The sequence below is a fragment of the Paraburkholderia sp. Tr-20389 genome (assembly GCF_017104565.1).
In the GTDB taxonomy this organism is placed as follows: domain Bacteria; phylum Pseudomonadota; class Gammaproteobacteria; order Burkholderiales; family Burkholderiaceae; genus Paraburkholderia.
The window spans coordinates 39,364-56,636 of record NZ_JAAGPD010000014.1; the positions used below are offsets into that span (position 1 = coordinate 39,364).

General features: G+C 62.0%; 16 protein-coding genes. 2 read left to right on the forward strand and 14 right to left on the reverse strand.

Annotated features, from left to right (window positions below):
* Window positions 1-42: 42 nt before the first annotated feature.
* From G3N95_RS15870 to wecB, 5 genes are all read right to left on the reverse strand, one after another.
* Complete coding sequence (locus G3N95_RS15870; protein ID WP_205971033.1) at window positions 43-3,606, reverse strand: glycosyltransferase; 3,564 nt, start codon at window positions 3,604-3,606, stop codon at window positions 43-45.
* The gene (locus G3N95_RS15875; RefSeq protein ID WP_241018578.1) at window positions 3,603-5,015 is read right to left on the reverse strand and encodes an ABC transporter ATP-binding protein; all 1,413 of its coding nucleotides are present in this window, start codon (window positions 5,013-5,015) and stop codon (window positions 3,603-3,605) included. The genes G3N95_RS15870 and G3N95_RS15875 overlap by 4 nt, the downstream gene beginning before the upstream one ends.
* Window positions 5,005-5,853 (reverse strand): ABC transporter permease, encoded by an 849-nt coding sequence (locus G3N95_RS15880; protein ID WP_205971034.1) that lies wholly within the window; start codon window positions 5,851-5,853, stop codon window positions 5,005-5,007. Before G3N95_RS15880 ends, G3N95_RS15875 begins: the two co-directional genes overlap by 11 nt.
* Window positions 5,854-5,858: 5 nt before the next feature.
* Complete coding sequence (locus G3N95_RS15885) at window positions 5,859-6,986, reverse strand: glycosyltransferase (protein ID WP_205971035.1); 1,128 nt, start codon at window positions 6,984-6,986, stop codon at window positions 5,859-5,861.
* Between the two features lie 98 nt (window positions 6,987-7,084).
* Window positions 7,085-8,200, reverse strand: coding sequence for a UDP-N-acetylglucosamine 2-epimerase (non-hydrolyzing) (gene wecB / locus G3N95_RS15890; protein ID WP_241018580.1), 1,116 nt, complete (start codon window positions 8,198-8,200; stop codon window positions 7,085-7,087).
* Here wecB and G3N95_RS40565 point away from each other — a divergent pair.
* The gene (locus G3N95_RS40565) at window positions 8,102-8,542 is read left to right on the forward strand and encodes a hypothetical protein (protein WP_241018613.1); all 441 of its coding nucleotides are present in this window, start codon (window positions 8,102-8,104) and stop codon (window positions 8,540-8,542) included. The two genes, wecB and G3N95_RS40565, sit on opposite strands and share 99 nt — an antisense overlap.
* A gap of 90 nt (window positions 8,543-8,632) precedes the next feature.
* On the opposite strand, the gene G3N95_RS15895 is transcribed toward G3N95_RS40565, so the two are convergent.
* The 5 genes from G3N95_RS15895 to G3N95_RS15915 form a co-directional block, all read right to left on the reverse strand.
* Window positions 8,633-9,172, reverse strand: coding sequence for a cytochrome P460 family protein (locus G3N95_RS15895; RefSeq protein WP_205971037.1), 540 nt, complete (start codon window positions 9,170-9,172; stop codon window positions 8,633-8,635).
* Between the two features lie 22 nt (window positions 9,173-9,194).
* On the reverse strand, window positions 9,195-10,220 hold the full coding sequence (locus G3N95_RS15900) for an alpha/beta hydrolase (RefSeq protein WP_205971038.1): 1,026 nt from the start codon (window positions 10,218-10,220) through the stop codon (window positions 9,195-9,197).
* A 210-nt stretch (window positions 10,221-10,430) separates the two neighbouring features.
* Window positions 10,431-10,886 (reverse strand): cupin domain-containing protein, encoded by a 456-nt coding sequence (locus G3N95_RS15905; protein WP_205971039.1) that lies wholly within the window; start codon window positions 10,884-10,886, stop codon window positions 10,431-10,433.
* Window positions 10,887-10,908: 22 nt separating this feature from the next.
* Complete coding sequence (locus G3N95_RS15910; RefSeq protein ID WP_205971040.1) at window positions 10,909-11,862, reverse strand: AraC family transcriptional regulator; 954 nt, start codon at window positions 11,860-11,862, stop codon at window positions 10,909-10,911.
* Window positions 11,863-11,908: 46 nt separating this feature from the next.
* The gene (locus tag G3N95_RS15915; RefSeq protein ID WP_205971041.1) at window positions 11,909-13,378 is read right to left on the reverse strand and encodes an aldehyde dehydrogenase; all 1,470 of its coding nucleotides are present in this window, start codon (window positions 13,376-13,378) and stop codon (window positions 11,909-11,911) included.
* 425 nt (window positions 13,379-13,803) lie between these two features.
* Between G3N95_RS15915 and G3N95_RS15920 the strand changes: the two genes are divergently transcribed.
* A complete protein-coding gene (locus G3N95_RS15920; RefSeq protein WP_241018582.1) occupies window positions 13,804-14,244 on the forward strand; it encodes a universal stress protein in 441 nt (146 codons plus the stop codon).
* Between the two features lie 45 nt (window positions 14,245-14,289).
* Here G3N95_RS15920 and G3N95_RS15925 read toward each other — a convergent pair whose 3' ends face one another.
* The 4 genes from G3N95_RS15925 to G3N95_RS15940 all read right to left on the reverse strand — a co-directional run bounded on the left by G3N95_RS15925 (window position 14,290) and on the right by G3N95_RS15940 (window position 17,233).
* Window positions 14,290-15,690 carry an amidase family protein gene (locus G3N95_RS15925; RefSeq protein ID WP_205971042.1) on the reverse strand — a complete coding sequence of 467 codons (1,401 nt, stop codon included), beginning with the start codon at window positions 15,688-15,690 and terminating at the stop codon, window positions 14,290-14,292.
* A gap of 39 nt (window positions 15,691-15,729) precedes the next feature.
* Complete coding sequence (locus G3N95_RS15930; protein WP_205971043.1) at window positions 15,730-16,167, reverse strand: DUF3331 domain-containing protein; 438 nt, start codon at window positions 16,165-16,167, stop codon at window positions 15,730-15,732.
* 104 nt (window positions 16,168-16,271) lie between these two features.
* A complete protein-coding gene (locus tag G3N95_RS15935) occupies window positions 16,272-16,655 on the reverse strand; it encodes a BON domain-containing protein (protein ID WP_205971044.1) in 384 nt (127 codons plus the stop codon).
* A 200-nt stretch (window positions 16,656-16,855) separates the two neighbouring features.
* Window positions 16,856-17,233, reverse strand: a complete 378-nt coding sequence (locus tag G3N95_RS15940) for a response regulator (protein WP_205971045.1) — start codon at window positions 17,231-17,233, stop codon at window positions 16,856-16,858.
* Window positions 17,234-17,273: the final 40 nt, after the last annotated feature.

A 17,273-nucleotide genomic window follows, 5' to 3' on the forward strand; every position in this document is an offset into this window, starting at 1 on the left:
ACGAATCGAGCCGACTCGGGCAACGTCACGCCCCCGCGCTCTTCATACAATCGAACCTTCGCTCACGACCTGCCTGATCTCACGATACTTGTGCGGTATCCACGGGCCCCACTTCGCTTCGTAGATGGCACGATTCGTTTCGAAAAGTGCGCGTTTTCGTTCTTCGCCCAGTTTGTTGAACGACGCCGACAGATGATGATGGACGAATGCATCGTCGGCACAGCCCACGCGCAGACCGGTCGCCTGAACCCGGCGGCAATAATCGTCGTCCTCGAAAAAGCCGATGCCGTAGTCCTCGCTGATCGGACCGCACCGCAGGTAGGTGCTACGCGGCAGCATCGCGCAGAAAAATGCAACCGTGTTCAATTCAAACCACTCGCCGAGACGACGATCCGTCAGCGTCTTCGCTTCGACATGCATCGCGTCGAGATCCGTGTAGCACGTATCGATACGCGCCTCGTTGCCAATGTTGTTGGTTACCGGCCCAATGATTCCGAGCCCCGGATTGCGGCGCAGATGATTCACCAGGCGCAGCGCCCAGCCGCGCGTGACGACGGTGTCGTTGTTCAGGATGACGAGGTAGTCGCCTGTAGCGGCTGCGAGCCCCTGATTGTTGCCACCGGCAAACCCGCGGTTGTCGTCGTTGAGAATCAGCTTGACGTTCGGACGCGAGTTCGCCCAAGCGGACAGGTACGCGGGCGAACCGTCGCTCGACGCATTATCGACGATCACGATCTCCAGATCGACGCCGTCGCTATAGCACTCGAGGCTATCAAGGCAGTTCTTCGTCAAATTAAGGTTGTTATAGGTCAGCACGATCGCGCTGACCTTCGGTCGCGGCAGGGCCTGGATGGCATCGCGAAAGTCCGCGACACGATGCGCCCAGGTTTGCCCGGCTGCAAATGCCTTGCGGCGCGCGACAACTTCCTCCGAATCGGGTAGTGCAGCCAGCGCGGCGCGCACCTGATCGATAAAACCTTCATGCGATTCCGCGATACGCACCAGGTCGCCGAACTGCACCATTTCGGGCAGATCGACTCCGACGACCGAACGTCCAGCGCCGAGATATTCATAGATCTTGACAGGGTTGGTCGCGAGCGTCAGCGGAATCACGCGGAAGGGCATCAGGCAAACATCGAACGCATACAGGTAGTAAGGCAGCTTGCCGTACGGCACCTCGCCCGTCATCTGCACGTTCTGATATCGCGAGAGTCTGTCGCCGACGCCCGCAGAGTCTGCGCCCACGAGCAGAACCAGCGCGTCGGGGAACGACTGCGCAACCCTTGCGACAAGCTCCGCGTCGAACCATTCCGCAATCGCCCCGTAATAACCGATGATCCGGCGACCCTCCGGGTCAACGAAGCGCTCGGCAGGCGGGTCGCAGAAATCGCGATACTGGCCCGCGTTCCGGATGACCGACACCTGCGGATTGCGTTTGCGCGCATGACCTTCCAGCCAGGATGACGTAGCAACCAGCAGATCGGCGTGCTCCATCATCTCCTCTTCAAGCGTCAGCAGTTCTTGCGGAACATTGCCGAACCCTTCGTGATGGTCCATGCAATCGTACGACACGCATTCGCACTGCAGGCTGGCCGCGATCGGATACCAATAGCCGTGCTGGATGATCGACCACGAGCGATCGGTACCGCTCCAGTCGAAGAAAAGCTGCATGCCGGCCCGGATCTGCTCGATGGCCTCGGCGGTGGGCGAAGCGAAATAAATGGGGGGTGCCCGGTGAACCTTCAGCTTGACCTGATAAAGCGGAAGCGTGTCGTCCAATCGCTCCAACGAATAGCCCGGCTCCCGCGCGTCCTCGAAATGATTGGAGAAGAAATACACGCGATGCCCGGCCAGCGCGAATTCGCGCGCGAGATGCTGCGGCCGTTGAATCCGGAAGTGCCAGTCGATGATGCTGAACATCAGCACGTCGGGCAACGCACGGGGTGTCGCCCGCCGCATAGGAGCAGAAGCTCCCGGTCCGGCATTGTCCGGCCGCAGGACAGGCACAGCGGGCATCGTCCCGGCAGCCGGGGGGGTGCCGCGCGCGTTCATATGCTTCGGGATATACGTGAGCGAACGGCGCACCACGTTCCCGACGCCGCCGTGTACATAAGCGTAGTTGACGTCGTTCATGCGCCCCCGCATCCAACCCGGCATGCGGCGAACGACCCGCAGCGGCGCAGTCATCCGCCAACTGCGGGTGGCGAGCAAGGTTTTTACCTCTGCCGTGAGCGAGTGTTCGCGGTACTGCAGAAAATGAATGCGCTCGTCGCGCCGATTCGACTCTATCTCCAGCTGGGCGTACTCATCGGCCAGCTGTTTGAACTTGCCGCGCAAGGCGTCGCATTCGCTTGCGAGCGTCGAGATACGCGTGGACGCGCTCGCCAGGCCACGCCGCGCATCGCTTGCAGAAGATTTCTCAGATTCGAGCTGGGCTAGCGCCTGATTGGCACGAGATGTTTCCGCCTCAAGCCGGGCTAGCGCTTGATTGGCACGAGATGTTTCCGCCTCAAGCCGGACTAGCGCCTGATTGGCACGAGACGTTTCCGCCTCAAGCCGGACTAGCGCATGATTGGCACGAGACGTTTCCGCCTCAAGCCGGGCCAGCGCCTGATCAGCGCGGGACATTTCCGCCGCGACCTGCGTCAATGCCTGCTCTGTGCGCAGCCTCTCCGCATCGCGTTGCGCGAGCGCTTCGCGCACGCGCGATTTCTCCGTTTCGAGCGCCACCAGCGCCTCTTCGGCACGAGACCTTTCGCCGTCGATCTCTGTCAGTGCCTGCTCTGTGCGCAGCCGTTGCACATCGAGTTCCGCGAGCGCCCGGTTCGCGCGCGATTTTTCAATGTCAAGCGACATCAGCGCCCTATCGGCACGAGTTTCTGCTTCGATCTGGCCTGTCGAGTGCGCCGCTTGCATGCCGGCGCCACTAGCCTCCCGGCCGGAGAGCCTTGCGTCCACAAGCGACAGCCGTTGGGCACCCAGTTGCGCGTTACGTGCGTACACCAGCAGGATCTGATGGCCAGACCAGTATGTCGGCTCGCAAGAACGTGTATCGATCACCGATTCGTACACGAGCACCCAGTCTGCGCTCGGCGCGAGCGGGATGTTGGTCGCGTCGAAGGTAACTTCGTGTTCGAAATGCCGGTCAAATTCCCGGTACGGCAGCAGCAGAACGATAAACTTCGATGCGTAGTGCGAGATCCGCTCGAACACATCCCACGGTTTCGCGAAGTGCTCCAGCGTATTCGATGAAAAAAGAACGTCGAATGGAGAGCGCTCGGGCCTGCAGAGAAGATCCTCGTGCAGGAACGGGACGGTACGGTAAGTGTCCGCCGCGCGTTCGACGGCAGCCTGGGAAAAATCGATGCCGGTCACATCCCACGATAGCAATTGTGCAAGCGCATCGGTGCCGTCGCCCTGTGCACACCCCCAATCGCAAACGCTGAGATTGTCCCAGCGTACCTTATGCAACAGCCACTGCGGCAGCGCTTCAACGGCGATGCGCGCAAAAAATCGGCTCTGTTCCCGGCCGCAGTTCGATTCCCAATCGGTTTCGAAACGGCTGTTCCAATACGCGTTGCTATTGATGTGATTCCGATCACTCATGCGGATACTCGCAGCGCGGCAGGCTCCGCGTCCATGGTTTGCTCGACGTCGGCGACGAAAGCGCCATACAGTTTGTTTTCGGTGAGCGAGGTGAAGTAATGCGCCCCCTCGATGTACTCGTAGTACTGGGGCAAGACGCTGGCGCGGTCTTCGAGCGCCACCGCCAGCAGATAGTTGCCGGCATTGAGCCGGTTTTTCAGCTTGAAGCGCACGAGCACGGTTTCACCGGCCCGCGTGAAGTCGAGCGAATGCTGATCCCACGTAGTCGATACGATCAGGTCCGTGCCCCGCAGATCCTTCAGAGAAAACGCGACGCTCAACGTGGAACGATCCGCGGCCGCGGGCGGCCGTACCCGGACCCGAATCTCGATGTCGTCGAGCGCCTTCATGGTCCCGAGACGCTCACCGCACGCATTGAAAATGCCGGCTTCGAGGATCGATCCGACGTGACTGCCCCAGTGATTGATCGGGCGATGCTTCGCCATCAGATCGGCGGCTGCATTACCGGCCGACGCGCCGGAGGCCTCTTCGGCGTCATCCGGGCGAACGGCCTCGGCAGCGAGCGCAGGTTCGACCGAACGTGCTTTGCTCGAACCTGCGCTGTCCCCCTTGCCGAGCCCGTCGTCGGCATCTGTTTCGAATAGAAACTGGTTGTATTGCGCAGTCACGGAAAACGCGTCGCCGAGCAGGCGTACCTTGCCCTGATCCAGCCAGAGCGCGCGCTCGCATAACGTGCGAACCGCGCCGACATCGTGCGAAACGAACAGGATGGTGACACCGTCGGCCTGCATCGCCTTGATGCGGTTCAGGCACTTGGCCTGAAAGCGCGAGTCGCCCACTGCGAGCGCTTCGTCCACGATGAGGATTTGCGGCTCGACATGAATCGCGACGGCAAACGCGAGACGCACGTACATGCCGCTGGAATACGTCTTGACCGGCTGCTCCATGAAGGCGCCGATCTCCGCGAACGCTTCGATATCGGCAAAACGCGCGTCGATTTCCGTGCGTGACAAGCCAAGCACCGCGCCGTTCAGGTAGACGTTCTCTCGTCCGGTGAAGTCGTTGTTGAATCCCGTGCCCAGTTCCAGCAGCGCCGCGACGCGCCCGTTGATCTCGACCCGACCCGACGTGCCGCGCAACGTGCCGCAAAGAATTTGCAGCAGCGTCGATTTGCCCGAGCCGTTGCGTCCGACGATCGCACAGGTTTCGCCGCGCGCGATGGTCAGATTGATGTTGTCGAGCGCCCAGAATTCGCTCCAGCCCTTCTGGCGGCCGGGTAAGAGCGCGTGCTTCAGACGCTCCAGCGGCGTGTGATATACCGCGAAGCGCTTCGAAAGTCCTTCGATACGGATGGTGATGTCGTCTTGCGCCGAATGCATGGACGAGCACGTGGTCGAATCAGAGTACATCGGCAAATCCATCCCGTGCGCGTTGAAACCAGGCGAGCGACAGCCACGCGAACAGGTAGCTCGATACGGTGTAGCACGCCAACATCCGAAAGTCCGGCAACTGGCCGCCGATCATCACGGCGCGCGCCTGCTCCACGATGAACGTCAGTGGATTCGCACGCAGCAGCGTCTGAAACGCCTTCGGCAACGACTCGATCGCGTAAAAGATCGGGCACAAAAACATGATGAACGAAGTAGCCACGCCGATGATCTGGCCGATGTCGCGCACATACACGCCAAGCGAACTGACGATCCAGCTGGTACCGACCGTCATGAGGATCAGCGGCACGAAGATCAAAGGCAGGAACACCAGCGTCCATTGCACGGTGCCGTAGACGAACTCGGCAAAAGCGACCCACACGATCAGACTCACGCACGCGTGAAAGAGCGCCGTGCCCACCGTCATCCACGACAGAAGCTCGAGCGGGAAGACGACCTTTTTTACATAGTTGACGTGACCACCGATGAGCATCGGCGCGCGGTTCAGACACTCGGCGAAAAAATTGAAAACGATCAGGCCGGCGAATAGAACCACGGAGAATTGCAGACTGTTCGACGCGCCAGCCCAACGTGCGTGGAGGAACACGCCGAACACGACCGTGTACAGAGACAGCATCAGCAGCGGGTTCAAAAACGCCCAGATCGTGCCGAACAGCGATCCACGATAGCGGCTCGCGATGTCGCGTCGCATGAGTTGTGACAGCAGTTGCCGATGAATCAGCAGGTCGAGCAGGACTTTCCAGAAAGGCGCGCGATGCTTGAGTTCGGCGCCTTCCTTGACAAAAATGGTTTGACTCATCACTTTCAGGTGCGCGGCGACCGCCGCTGGGATTGACGTGGCGAAAGCGGAAGTCCATGAATTCCAGCTTTCTGTTTGGACTGTGCGGCGGCGAATTGCGAGCGCGCAAGCATGGGTGCGAAGCGTCGGCTCCAGTCCACCTCCAGACGGAACGACGCGATGTCCCTGGCTGTGGACACACCCGTGCGCGCGCTGTCCCAGAGGGCCCTCCACATGCTGCCGGGCGCGATGTGCGTAACACCGTCCGCGTGATCGCGGTGACGCATCTCGCCAAAAGCGGTCGACCAGACGGGCACGCCCAGACTGCGGTACTCGTAGAACTTGATCGGATCGACGCCCGCCGTAAGCGTGTTGATCCGGAACGGAATCAGTCCGACAGCGAACTCCTGCACCATCGCAGCAATCCGTTCCTGCTGCACCTCGCCGATCAGCTCGATGTTCGCCGGCAAGTTGGCCGGACGTTCGACGAATTCCGGGCCGATCAGCCGGACGGGCACATCGGGCAGCGCTTCGGCGAGCGACTGCACCAGCGGCCAGTCGAACCAGTCCGCGATAGCCCCGACGTAACCGATGACGCGCCGCTGTCCGGCCTCCGACGGCGCGGGCAAACCGGCCGTCGGATAGCCATTGAGGATCGTGACCGCGTCGGGACGACGGCAGCGCACGTCGGCCGCAAGCGCAGACGACGAACAATAGATGTCGTCGACATTCTCGAGCAGCGCGCGCAGACGCACGCGCATCGAAAGACTCGACACACCGCGATAGAACGCCGGAAAATTATCCAGCACATCGACGAAAGAGCGGTCATGAGGCACGTGCCGGAGCGCCCAGTCAGCAAGCTTGCTCGGACGCCCGATGCCCAATACGCAGTGGTCGGCGCCGCCCGCGAATGTCTTCAGCTGATCGCACACCGCACGCCACACAGCGAGGCGGTTGACGACGCCGCTCATCGGCAGCGGCTCGATCGGCAGCGCGGTGGGCCGCACCACGCCCACCCGCGGGTCCACGGGATGCGTAACATCCGCGCTCCCCTTGCGCAAGCGCTTGAGATCGGACAAAACCGGCAAGCGCGTGGGATAGGGATCGATCCAGCGGATTTCGTCGAAGCCGTTATCGGCGAATGCCTTCGTCATGAAATGTGGTCGCTGGGCATAGCTCGCATACGGGACTGACGAAAAATAGATCAGCCGGCAGCGGGCACGACATGACACATCCCGAACAGCGGGCGCGGTCATGCCGGATCGCCGACAAGCTCGGTCGGCGCCGGCGCCTTGCCCGCCTGAGCGGGATGTTCGCGGCATCCCAGTTCCTGTTCGAGGATACCGACGATGCGCCGTGCGGCGTAACCGTCGCCGTACGGCGACGCGCCCTGCGCCATCTCACGGTAGACGGCTGGGTCGGTGAGCAATTGCCAGGCCTTCTGGACGATCCGGCCGGCGTCCGTACCGACCAGTTCCGCCACGCCCGCGTCAATCGCCTCGGGACGCTCGGTTTCGTCGCGCAATACGAGCACGGGTTTCCCAAGCGCAGGCGCCTCTTCCTGCACGCCGCCGGAATCACTGAGTATCAGATGCGCGGCCTCCATGGCAGCGATGAATGACAGATAGTCAAGCGGCGCGCACAGGTTGACCCGCGAATGCTTGCCAAGCACCTGATACACAACGGACGACACGTTGGGATTGGGATGCACCGGGAACAGCACTTCGAGGGCCGGGTCGCGGTCCAGCAACTCGAGCACCGCTGCGCATATGCGCCGCAGCGGCTCGCCGAAATTTTCACGCCGGTGCGTCGTGACGAGCATCAACCGGCGACCCTCCCGCACGTTGCGCGCAACCTTGTCCGGATGCCTGCGCGCTTCGAACAGCGCGTCGATCACGGTGTTGCCGGTGGTGAACACGGTCTCTTCCGGATAACGCTCGTCAAGCAGGTTTTGTGCGGACGACGCCGTCGGCGCGAAGTGCCAACGCGTCAAGCGGCCCGTGACGACGCGGTTCATTTCTTCCGGGAACGGATTGCGGATATCGTGCGTGCGCAGTCCCGCTTCCACGTGTCCGACCGGAATGTTGTTGTAGAACGCCACTATCGATCCCGCCAGCACGCTCGTGGTGTCGCCTTGCACCAGCATGGCGGCGGGCGAGCTGTTGCGCAGCACGTCGTCGATGGAAGCAGTCAGCCGTGAAGTGAGGCCGGCGAGCGTCTGGTTGGGGCGCATCAGATTCAAATCATGATCCGGCCGGATGCCGAATACATGGAGCACCTGATCGAGCATTTCGCGATGCTGCGCGGTCGCGATAACCAGAGGTTCGAGATAGGAAGATTCGCGAAGCGCCCGGACAACCGGTGCCATTTTGATTGCTTCTGGACGGGTACCGAAAAGCACGGCGATTTTTCTTTTCATGGTCTTGGCGCTCTAGCAACTGATTGCGGGTTATCGCGGGCGATGGCGCTTTTCCGATTTGGCTGGAATGGCTGTCATGCAATGCCGACAGACGAAGTTCGTAAACGCCATGAATGGTTGCCCGACCGCAACGTCGATTCAATAAGAGTTCTCCTATATTACGGTTTCCTAACTATTAGTTTAAGGAAATGTACTACATTTATGCAATTTGCATTACGGGTGGTGTTTCATGATGAATCGTCGGAACGAAAAAAAGCCGCCCGCAACTTGAAGTGCGGGCGGCTTGGGTAAAGCGCAACGGCATATCCAGGACGTACGCCGATCAGGGTTCCGGTCAGATTGAGGCGGGATCGACGTTCAGGTAGAGACCGTCGAAACCGCCTACGGCGCGTAATGCGTAAAGACGTAATCCCGATCCTTCACCCGCGCCGCGTGACACGCAAAACAGGTCTGATGCTGCGCGAGATCGGCGGGCTGTCCGTTGATGAAACGCCCGTAGCCCCATCCGCCCGACGACGCATAGCGGCGCGAATCCTTCACCATCACCTGCACCGTCGTCGGCTGACCCGGCACGGTAGCCGATTCGAAATCCGGCGACTGCTTGCGCTTGTACGCGAGCTTCACGAAAATCGCGCCGTCCGGATAAGGCAGCGTCGCGTTTTCGATTGCCTTCACGGCAGCGGGATTGCCGAGCACGACGCGCAGTTCGTCGAGCGGTGCGCCCTCTTCGGCGGGCGCGATCATCTGCCACTTGCGGTAGCCTTCGGGGATCGTGACCCCGTAGATCGGCGAGGCCGCCCCTTTGGCGGAAGACGCCGCTTGGCCCGGCTTGGCCGACTCGGCGATCGCATGATCCGCCGACACGGCGCCGACCAGCAGCGCCGCACTGAGGACGACATACGCGGTCCGGATGGGTCGCATTGGATGGCTCCTCTCTCGTCTGTCAGAAATGCGCGACGTCGATGATCGCATCGGCGAATGCCTTCGGCGCCTCTTGCGGCAGGTTGTGTCCGACCCCGCCGCCGATGTTCCGATGCGCGTACTTGCCCGTGAACTTCTTCGCATACGCTTCCGGCTGCGGATGCGGCGCGCCGTTCGCGTCGCCTTCCATCGTGATGGTCGGCACCGCGATGGTCGGCGCGGTCGCAAGGCGCTTCTCGATGTCGTCGTATTTCGCCTCGCCTCGCGACAGCCCGAGACGCCAGCGGTAGTTGTCGATCACGACGGCGACGTGATCCGGGTTATTGAACGATTCGGCCGTGCGGTCGAAGGTTGCATCGGAGAAATTCCACTTTGGCGACGCCAGTTGCCAGATCAGTTTGTTGAAGTCATGGCGATTCGCGTCATAGCCGGCATAGCCGCGCTCGGTCGCGAAGTAGAACTGGTACCACCACGCAAATTCCGCCTTCGGCGGCAGCGGCGCGCGGTTCGCCTGCTGGCTGCCGATCAGATAGCCGCTCACCGACACCATCGCCTTGCAGCGCTCGGGCCACAATGCGGCAATGATGTTGACGGTGCGCGCGCCCCAGTCGAAGCCGCCCAGAATCGCCTTGTCGATTTTCAGCGCATCCATCAGCGCGATGATGTCGAGAGCGATCACGGCCTGCTGGCCGTTGCGCACCGTATCCGCGGACAGGAAACGCGTGCTGCCGTAGCCGCGCAGATACGGCACGATCACGCGATAGCCTGCAGCGACGAGCAGCGGCGTGACTTCGGCGTAGCTGTAGATGTCATATGGCCAGCCGTGCACCAGAATCACTACCGGCCCATTTGCGGGCCCCGCTTCGGCGTAGCCGATGTTCAGCGTACCCGCGTTGATCTGCTTGATTTCCGCATACGAGCCGACGCTCGATCCCGTCTTCGTGGTTTGCGCCTGCGCGAATCCGCTCAAGCCCAGTTCCAGCAAGCCGATGCCCGCAACGGTCGTTCCCAGCAAACGACGGCGCCGTGTGTTGATCTGATCCGACATGGTGATATTCCCGAGGTGAAGTTGGTTTGCAAAGCCAGACCGGCTGACATGGATCGATTAAACACGGCGGACGTATCTGCGTTGTGTCCGCAATACCCGCGATTGAGTCGCTATGTATCAGACGGGGGTGCAGATACATTGGGATACAAAAGGGCCGCGAAAACGCGGCCCTTGGCGACGAACGGAAAGCGACGGATGCGAACGTTCGCGCTACTGCTTCGCCTTGTTCGCTTCTGCGGGATCGTAGGTGACGTAGAGCTTCGTATAGCCCTTCGTATCGAACTGCCCGGTCCATCCCTTTGGCAGCGTGACGCCCTCGCCTGTTTTCACGACCATCACCGAACCGTCCGACGACGTCAGCTTCACGCTGCCCGACAGGAAATAAAGAAACTCGTTATAGGGCAGCCCTTCCGGACCCTTGATCTCCTCGTGCAGCGGACCCGACTTGTAGACACCCGTCTGATACGCGTTATCCGGCGACGTGTAGGTCACGGCGTCCGAGCTTCTGTTGCCGTTTTCGTTCTTCGTGACAGTGTCTTTGCGATTGAAGATCGAACCCGCCAGATCGGCTTGCGATACCCTGACGGGCTTGATGGTTTCCGCATGCGACGCTGTCGATGCAATCGCACCCATCAAGACCATTGACGCGAATAGAGCCTTGTTCATCGATGATTATCCTTGTGACTGGTTATTGCTGAATCTGAACGCCCGCATAGCGGAAATCCGACGGCGACACGCCGTATTGCCGCTTGAAAAGACGGCTGAAATGCGCGGCCGTTGCGAAGCCGCACTGCCATCCGATTTCCTGAATCGAACTGGCGCGCATTGCCCCCGCGCGCAGCAGCAGCGCCGCGCGTTCGAGCCGCGCCTGCCACACGTAACGCATCAGCGAGATACCCCGCGTGCGGAACAGGCGCTGCAAATGTTGCGACGACACATGCACGCCGGCTGCAATCGCGGCGACGTCCAGCCCGGTATCGCCGAGATGGGTTTCGATGTAACGCTTCGCCTGGTGAATCAACGCTTCGGGACAGCGCCGCTTCGAGCGCGCACCCGGCTCGATCATCGAAAATTCGATGAGTTCGAGCAACTGGTCGCCCATCATAGTCTGCGCGATCGCGCTCGGCGCAGTCGACTGCCTCGCGATGCACTGAATCAATTCCCACGTCGCCCGCACATCGGGCGAACGCGCATCGCCGACCAGCGGCCCCGCGCTCGAATGATGCACGCCGCGCTCGCGCAGACTGGCTTTGGGAACGCGCAGCACCGTCAACTGTGCCCGCTCCGGAAAGACTTCGGCGAACGGATAGACCGGGTCGACGATGAACATGCTGCCCGCGTCGAAACGTTGCACGAGGCCGCGCCACTGCACGTGCACGTGCCCGGCCGTCACCAGCTTGACGAACATCCAGCCGCCTTGCCACGACGGCCACGCTTCGCCGACGGGCGACAGCGTCTGCATCGCGAGGTCGGCGAGCGAAACGCCCACGTCGCCCAGCTTCCAGCTTTTCACCGTCGATTCGACCGACTGCTGCGCGTCGAATGCACAACGCAACCCGTGACTGTTCAGCAGCACATCCGACCATCGCTCGCCCGCACTCAGGCCGGAATCGAAAGTCAACTCATGCGTGTCGAAATGCATGAAAACGCCTCATGAATCTGAAACGGACAGCGCACGCGCGCACGCGTCAACTCGCCGCCGTCGGCATGAACACTGCCTTGGTTTCGAGGTATGCCTCCAGTCCCTCACGGCCGCCCTCCCGGCCGACTCCTGATAGTTTGTAGCCGCCGAACGGCACATTGGCCGCCAGCTCGACACCATTGATGCCGATATTGCCTGCCTGCATGCGGCACGCGAGCGCATACGCCTGCTCCGGATCACGCCCATAAACCGAGCCGCTCAAACCATACGGCGTATCGTTCGCAATCCGCACGGCCTCGTCGATGGTGTCGTATGGAAGAATCGACACGACCGGTCCGAAGATCTCTTCCTGTGCGATCGTCATATGCGGCGCGACGTCGGCGAATACCGTCGGCTCGACGAAATAGCCCTTGTCGAAGCCACCGTTGCCACTTCCACCCAATACGAGGCGCGCGCCTTCGCTGATGCCGCGCTCGATATGAGCGCGCACGCGATCGCGCTGCACCGCATTGAGCAGCGGCCCGATGCGCGTATCGGCATCGTGCGGGTCGCCCACCTTCAGCTTCGACACGATCTCAGCATACGCGCTGACGACCTCGTCATGCCGCGCTCTCGGCGCAAGAATGCGCGTCTGTGCGAAGCAGATCTGCCCGGAAAACGGCATCGTGAACGGCGTCAGTGCCGCGAGCGCCGACGGCAGATCGACGTCGTCGAGCAGAATCGCCGCCGACTTGCCGCCGAGTTCGAGCGTCACGCGCGCCATCCTGTCGACGGCCGCATGCGCGATCCACTGCCCCGTTGCCACGCTGCCCGTGAAGCTGATCTTATCGACATCGCGCGACTGCACCAGTTGCGCGCCTTCGTCGCGGCCCGCCGTGATCACGTTCAGCACGCCGGGCGGAAGGCCCGCAGCGGCAGCGCATTCCGCGATGATCAATGCATCCAGCGGACTCTCGGGCGGCGACTTCACGACGACCGTGCAGCCCGCCGCCAGTGCAGCGGCAATCTTGTGCGACACGATCGGGAACGTCGCATTCCACGGCGCGATCAACGCTGCGACGCCGACCGGTTCGCGGCGCACGCGCGCGTGCCCACGCCGGGTCGGCCGCGCATCCTCGAATTCGAACGTCTCCGCCAGCGCTGAAAAGAACTCGAAGCGCGTGATGCCGGCGGGCAGCAAGCCCTTAGCAAACGTGATCGGCGCACCGACCTGATCCGTCCAAAGCTGCGCGAGCAATGGCAGCCGCCGGCGGATTTCCTCCGTCATACGCTTCAGATACGCGCTTCGCTCCACGCCCGACATCTTCGGCCACGGACCGCTATCGAATGCGCGGCGCGCTGCCGCGATCGCACGTTCGACATCTATTGAATCCGCGAGCGGCACCGACATGAACGGCTCTTCCGTGGCGGGCGACACGAGAACATGGCGCGCGCCGGAATGGCTTGCAACCCATTCGCCATCGATAAAGAAACGATCACGAACGTTCGACGACAGTGCAGTGGAGTACTCGATCATGGTCAATCCGCCACGAAGTCTATCTACAGTGAAAAGGGTTCACAGGTTGCGCGCCTAAGCGCAGCCCGCTGTCTTTCAGTGTAGTGACTCGACGCTTTCGGAAATTGTCCGGGGCGGTATGAAGCTTGTCCAAAACGCGCTTTATGAAAGCGCCTCTTTTATAGCGTATTGGCCTCGCTGGAATATGTCGGAATGTATCCGGTGCTGAGATGTGCACGGCACGCAAGCTTATCGGCACATCGTGCGCCGCGCGGCAGTTACCGACACACGCGCAAATGCGCACGGAATAGATCCGTATAGCGAAGTGTTGTCGAATCAGGCATCCGAAATTTTGCGTTGGATATTGCCGACGCTAATGCTCTGCCCAACCTTCTCTTTAACCGGAATACGACGACAAGCGTAATCCGATACGGTCTTGATAGAACATGTCATCCTTCTCGAGAATGCTGCTCGTGTACGACGGCAGCACTGAAGCGCAAGCCGCGTTGAATCGTTGCTCGCAACTTTCTTTGGCACTGTCCGCACACGTCGACGTCGTCTCCGTCGTGGATTCGGTCACGGCCGCTGCGAGTTGTGCAGGCATGCTGTCGGATCTCGCGTACAGCCGCATGGAAGAACATGCGCGCCACGCGCTCGACGCCGCCGTCGAACATCTCGCGAACTCGGGTGTCACCGCATACGGGCACCTCAAGCATGGACGCCCCGCCGACGTCATTTCACTGCACGTGGCGGCTTTTCATGCCGATATCGTGGTGATCGGCCATCGCGTGCAAACGGGATTTGCGCGCTGGTGGGGCGAGCGCCCCGTTCATCTCGATCTCGCCGAACGCCTGCGAGGTTCGACGATCGTCACGGTGACGCCCTGATGCCAGACGGCTGCGAAAGCCGCCTGGCACGCTCGAACGGCAAGCCTAGATAGTAGGGTCGACGGGTGACATCGGCACGCCGCGCGCCTCTATCGCTTCGCCTGCGAGCAGACACAGGTCCTCGCGATAATGCGCCGCGACGATCTGCACCCCAACGGGCACGCCATTGACAAGCTGCGTCGTCACGGCAAGTCCCGGCAAACCCATCGCGGGCAGCGCCCGCATCGTGAGTTGCGCCTCCCACACGCGGTCGAATCCTTCCGGCCCGCGCTGATCGAGATCGTCGGGGAACGGCAGTTCGCCGGAGACGGGCATCAGCACGACGGCATACTGATCGAGGAAAAGACGCCATTGACGCACCAGCGTGGTACGCCGCACCAGCGACCGGCTGATCACATCGGCGGGCAGATCCTTCACCTTCAGACGCGCTGCCGCAATCACCGCGCTCGCGCCCGGATCGCCGTCACGCGCGACGGCATCGGCGAGCGCGTCGAAGCCGTCGCCCAGCCATAGACGCTCCTGCAATTGCCCCGCCTCACGCAGCGACGGCACGTCGTCGATTTCTTCCACGGTCCAGCCCGCGTCGACTAACCGGCGTGCCGCATCGTGCAGCGCGTCTTCGACTTCCTTTGCGATCGGCATGCCGCCCGGACGCAGGCACAGCGCCGCGCGCAACGGCACGGCGCGCCCTTCGAGCGGCATTGGCATGTACCACGGATCGCGCAGATCGGGCGCGGCCATCGCATGCAGACCGAGGCGCAGATCTTCGATCGTGCGCCCGATCGGACCCGTCGCAGACATCAACTGCGCGCCGATCGCACGTTCCGGCGACGACGCATTGAACGCGGGCACGCGCCCGAAGCTCGGCCTGAGTCCATGCACGCCGCACGCATACGCGGGATAGCGGATCGAACCGCCGATGTCGGTGCCGAGCGCAAGCTGGCCGATACCCGCGGTGACGGCGGCCGCCGCGCCGCCCGACGATCCGCCCGGCGTCAGCGACGCGTCGCGCGGATTGAGCGTGCGGCCATGGGTCTGATTCGACGTGAACCAGCGCAGCGCGAAGGTTGGCGAATTGCTGCGGCCGAGCAGCACGGCGCCCGCTTTCGCGAGGTTGTCGACGGCAGGACTGCTCGCTTCGGCGATCAGGTTTTCCTGCAGACGCGTGCCGTTGGTGGTCGCGAAGCCGGCCTGGTCCGTGTTGATCTTCACGGTGACGGGCACGCCCGCGAGCGGCCCCGGATCTTCACCGCGCGCAATCGCGCGATCGATCTCGTCCGCCTGCTGGAGCACCCACTCCGGCTTGTGCGCGACGACTGCGTTGATGATGGGATTCACCGCGTCGAGACGCGCGAGCGCGGACTGCGCCGCCTCGCGCGCGGATACTTCGCGTGCCCGAACACGCCTGGCAAGTTCAGCCGCGGACAAACGCCACAGTTCGCTCATGTTGTCCTCGTTAAGGGTTCCGACTGTAAATGGCACCGCTCACGCGACGGTCAGTCCAGCGTGCTGGTCGACGGTGGCGGCGAGGATCATCTGATGCTGGTTGGACGGCACATGAAAGTCGTGCGCGCGCGGCCTGAATACGGGATCGCCGCGGCTGATCGCACGGCCCGTCAGCACGCACACGGCTGCATCGCGCGCGAGGCCGCTGCGCCAGATCTGTTCGGTGTACCGGCCCGAGCACGGGTCGCTCCACGATACGCTGATCGTGCATGACGAGAGCCGTTCCTGCACCACGATATGCGCGGGCTTCGTCTGCTGCACGGAGCGCTCGGCGGAAACCGGCGACGGTATCGTGACGCGCAGCTTCTTCAGCGCCGCATAGCGGTTTTTCGTGCAGGCGTGGCGCTGTTCTGCCGATGGATCGAGCACATTCAGCAGCGTGCGAACCACGATATTGTCTTTGGATAGCGCGTTCATCGACTCATCTCCCGCGGCTATATCGTCAATACGTTCTTGTTCGGCCGGCGCGCTCGCGCACATTGCATGCGCACGAAGACGCCGGCGTGCCTGTCGTGCAGCGATCAGCCGCCGCCTTGCTGGCGCAGCGTCAGCTTGCTGGTGACCGACGTGACGCCGTGCACCTGCTTGGCGGTATCGACGGCGAGACGATCCTGGTCTTCGCTCGTCACCTGCCCTGCCAGCGTCACGGCACCCGTCTTCGCGTTGCCGAACGCGGTGATCGACGTGTCCTCGAGACCCTTCGTCTTGGTGATCGTCTTTTGCACGGTCTTGGAGAATGCGCGATTGGCTGTGCGGATCGACTTCTTCGTCGCGCCGGCCTGCGTGCCCGTCGTCGCGACCGCGCCCGTTGCCGATGCTGCCGCATCCGCAGCGAACACGTGGGTGCACGAGAATGCTACTACTGCGGCGAGGCCGCTGCTCATCAAGAATTGGCGGAGTTTCATTGTCTTGTCCTTGTCGTTGTGAAAACTGGCTGCAGGCTGTCGGATGCACTGACTCCGACGCCTGCCAAGGATTAGAAACGCGCAATGTATCGTCTGTGTTTCCTCGACGTATCCAAATGTATCGGGCTTACGGTTGCATTGCGGCGCACCGGTTCATCGCATGCATTCACACGCGATGCCGACGCCCGCACCATCGGATGTCAGCGAGGGGCCAGCGCGCGGCCGATCCATGCTTCGAGTTCCGCTGCATCGATGGGCTTTTCGATCATGCATAGCGCCGCGCCTGCCTGCACGCGCTCGCGTATGCGAACCGTGGCGAACGCGGTGATGAAGATAGTGGGGATGCGAATGCCCTGGCGTTCGAGTGCACTCGACAACGCAATGCCGTCCATGTCCGGCATCTGCACGTCGCAGACGAGGCAGCGTGTGCGCTGGAGCGCATCGGAAGCAAGAAATTCCGCGCCGGATGCGAAGACCCGCGCGTCCCAACCAAACGAACGCACCAGACTGCTGGTCGCGGCGCGCACGAGGGGGTCGTCGTCGACGATGGAGACTAGCTCGTTATTGTGCTGGGACAAGGACACTCTCGCTGATGACGAGGCAAACGAATGAGCGGAT

What these genes read in the sequence shown, in the direction of transcription:
- G3N95_RS15915 (WP_205971041.1), bottom strand. Translation starts at nt 13,378, where the DNA reads ATGATCGAGTACTCCACTGCACTGTCGTCGAACGTTCGTGATCGTTTC.
- G3N95_RS15875 (WP_241018578.1), bottom strand. Translation starts at nt 5,015, where the DNA reads ATGTACTCTGATTCGACCACGTGCTCGTCCATGCATTCGGCGCAAGAC.
- G3N95_RS15870 (WP_205971033.1), bottom strand. Translation starts at nt 3,606, where the DNA reads ATGAGTGATCGGAATCACATCAATAGCAACGCGTATTGGAACAGCCGT.
- G3N95_RS15935 (WP_205971044.1), bottom strand. Translation starts at nt 16,655, where the DNA reads ATGAAACTCCGCCAATTCTTGATGAGCAGCGGCCTCGCCGCAGTAGTA.
- G3N95_RS15925 (WP_205971042.1), bottom strand. Translation starts at nt 15,690, where the DNA reads ATGAGCGAACTGTGGCGTTTGTCCGCGGCTGAACTTGCCAGGCGTGTT.
- G3N95_RS15900 (WP_205971038.1), bottom strand. Translation starts at nt 10,220, where the DNA reads ATGTCGGATCAGATCAACACACGGCGCCGTCGTTTGCTGGGAACGACC.
- G3N95_RS15895 (WP_205971037.1), bottom strand. Translation starts at nt 9,172, where the DNA reads ATGCGACCCATCCGGACCGCGTATGTCGTCCTCAGTGCGGCGCTGCTG.
- wecB (WP_241018580.1), bottom strand. Translation starts at nt 8,200, where the DNA reads ATGGCACCGGTTGTCCGGGCGCTTCGCGAATCTTCCTATCTCGAACCT.
- G3N95_RS15880 (WP_205971034.1), bottom strand. Translation starts at nt 5,853, where the DNA reads ATGAGTCAAACCATTTTTGTCAAGGAAGGCGCCGAACTCAAGCATCGC.
- G3N95_RS15930 (WP_205971043.1), bottom strand. Translation starts at nt 16,167, where the DNA reads ATGAACGCGCTATCCAAAGACAATATCGTGGTTCGCACGCTGCTGAAT.
- G3N95_RS15910 (WP_205971040.1), bottom strand. Translation starts at nt 11,862, where the DNA reads ATGCATTTCGACACGCATGAGTTGACTTTCGATTCCGGCCTGAGTGCG.
- G3N95_RS15920 (WP_241018582.1), top strand. Translation starts at nt 13,804, where the DNA reads ATGTCATCCTTCTCGAGAATGCTGCTCGTGTACGACGGCAGCACTGAA.
- G3N95_RS15885 (WP_205971035.1), bottom strand. Translation starts at nt 6,986, where the DNA reads ATGACGAAGGCATTCGCCGATAACGGCTTCGACGAAATCCGCTGGATC.
- G3N95_RS40565 (WP_241018613.1), top strand. Translation starts at nt 8,102, where the DNA reads ATGGAGCACCTGATCGAGCATTTCGCGATGCTGCGCGGTCGCGATAAC.
- G3N95_RS15905 (WP_205971039.1), bottom strand. Translation starts at nt 10,886, where the DNA reads ATGAACAAGGCTCTATTCGCGTCAATGGTCTTGATGGGTGCGATTGCA.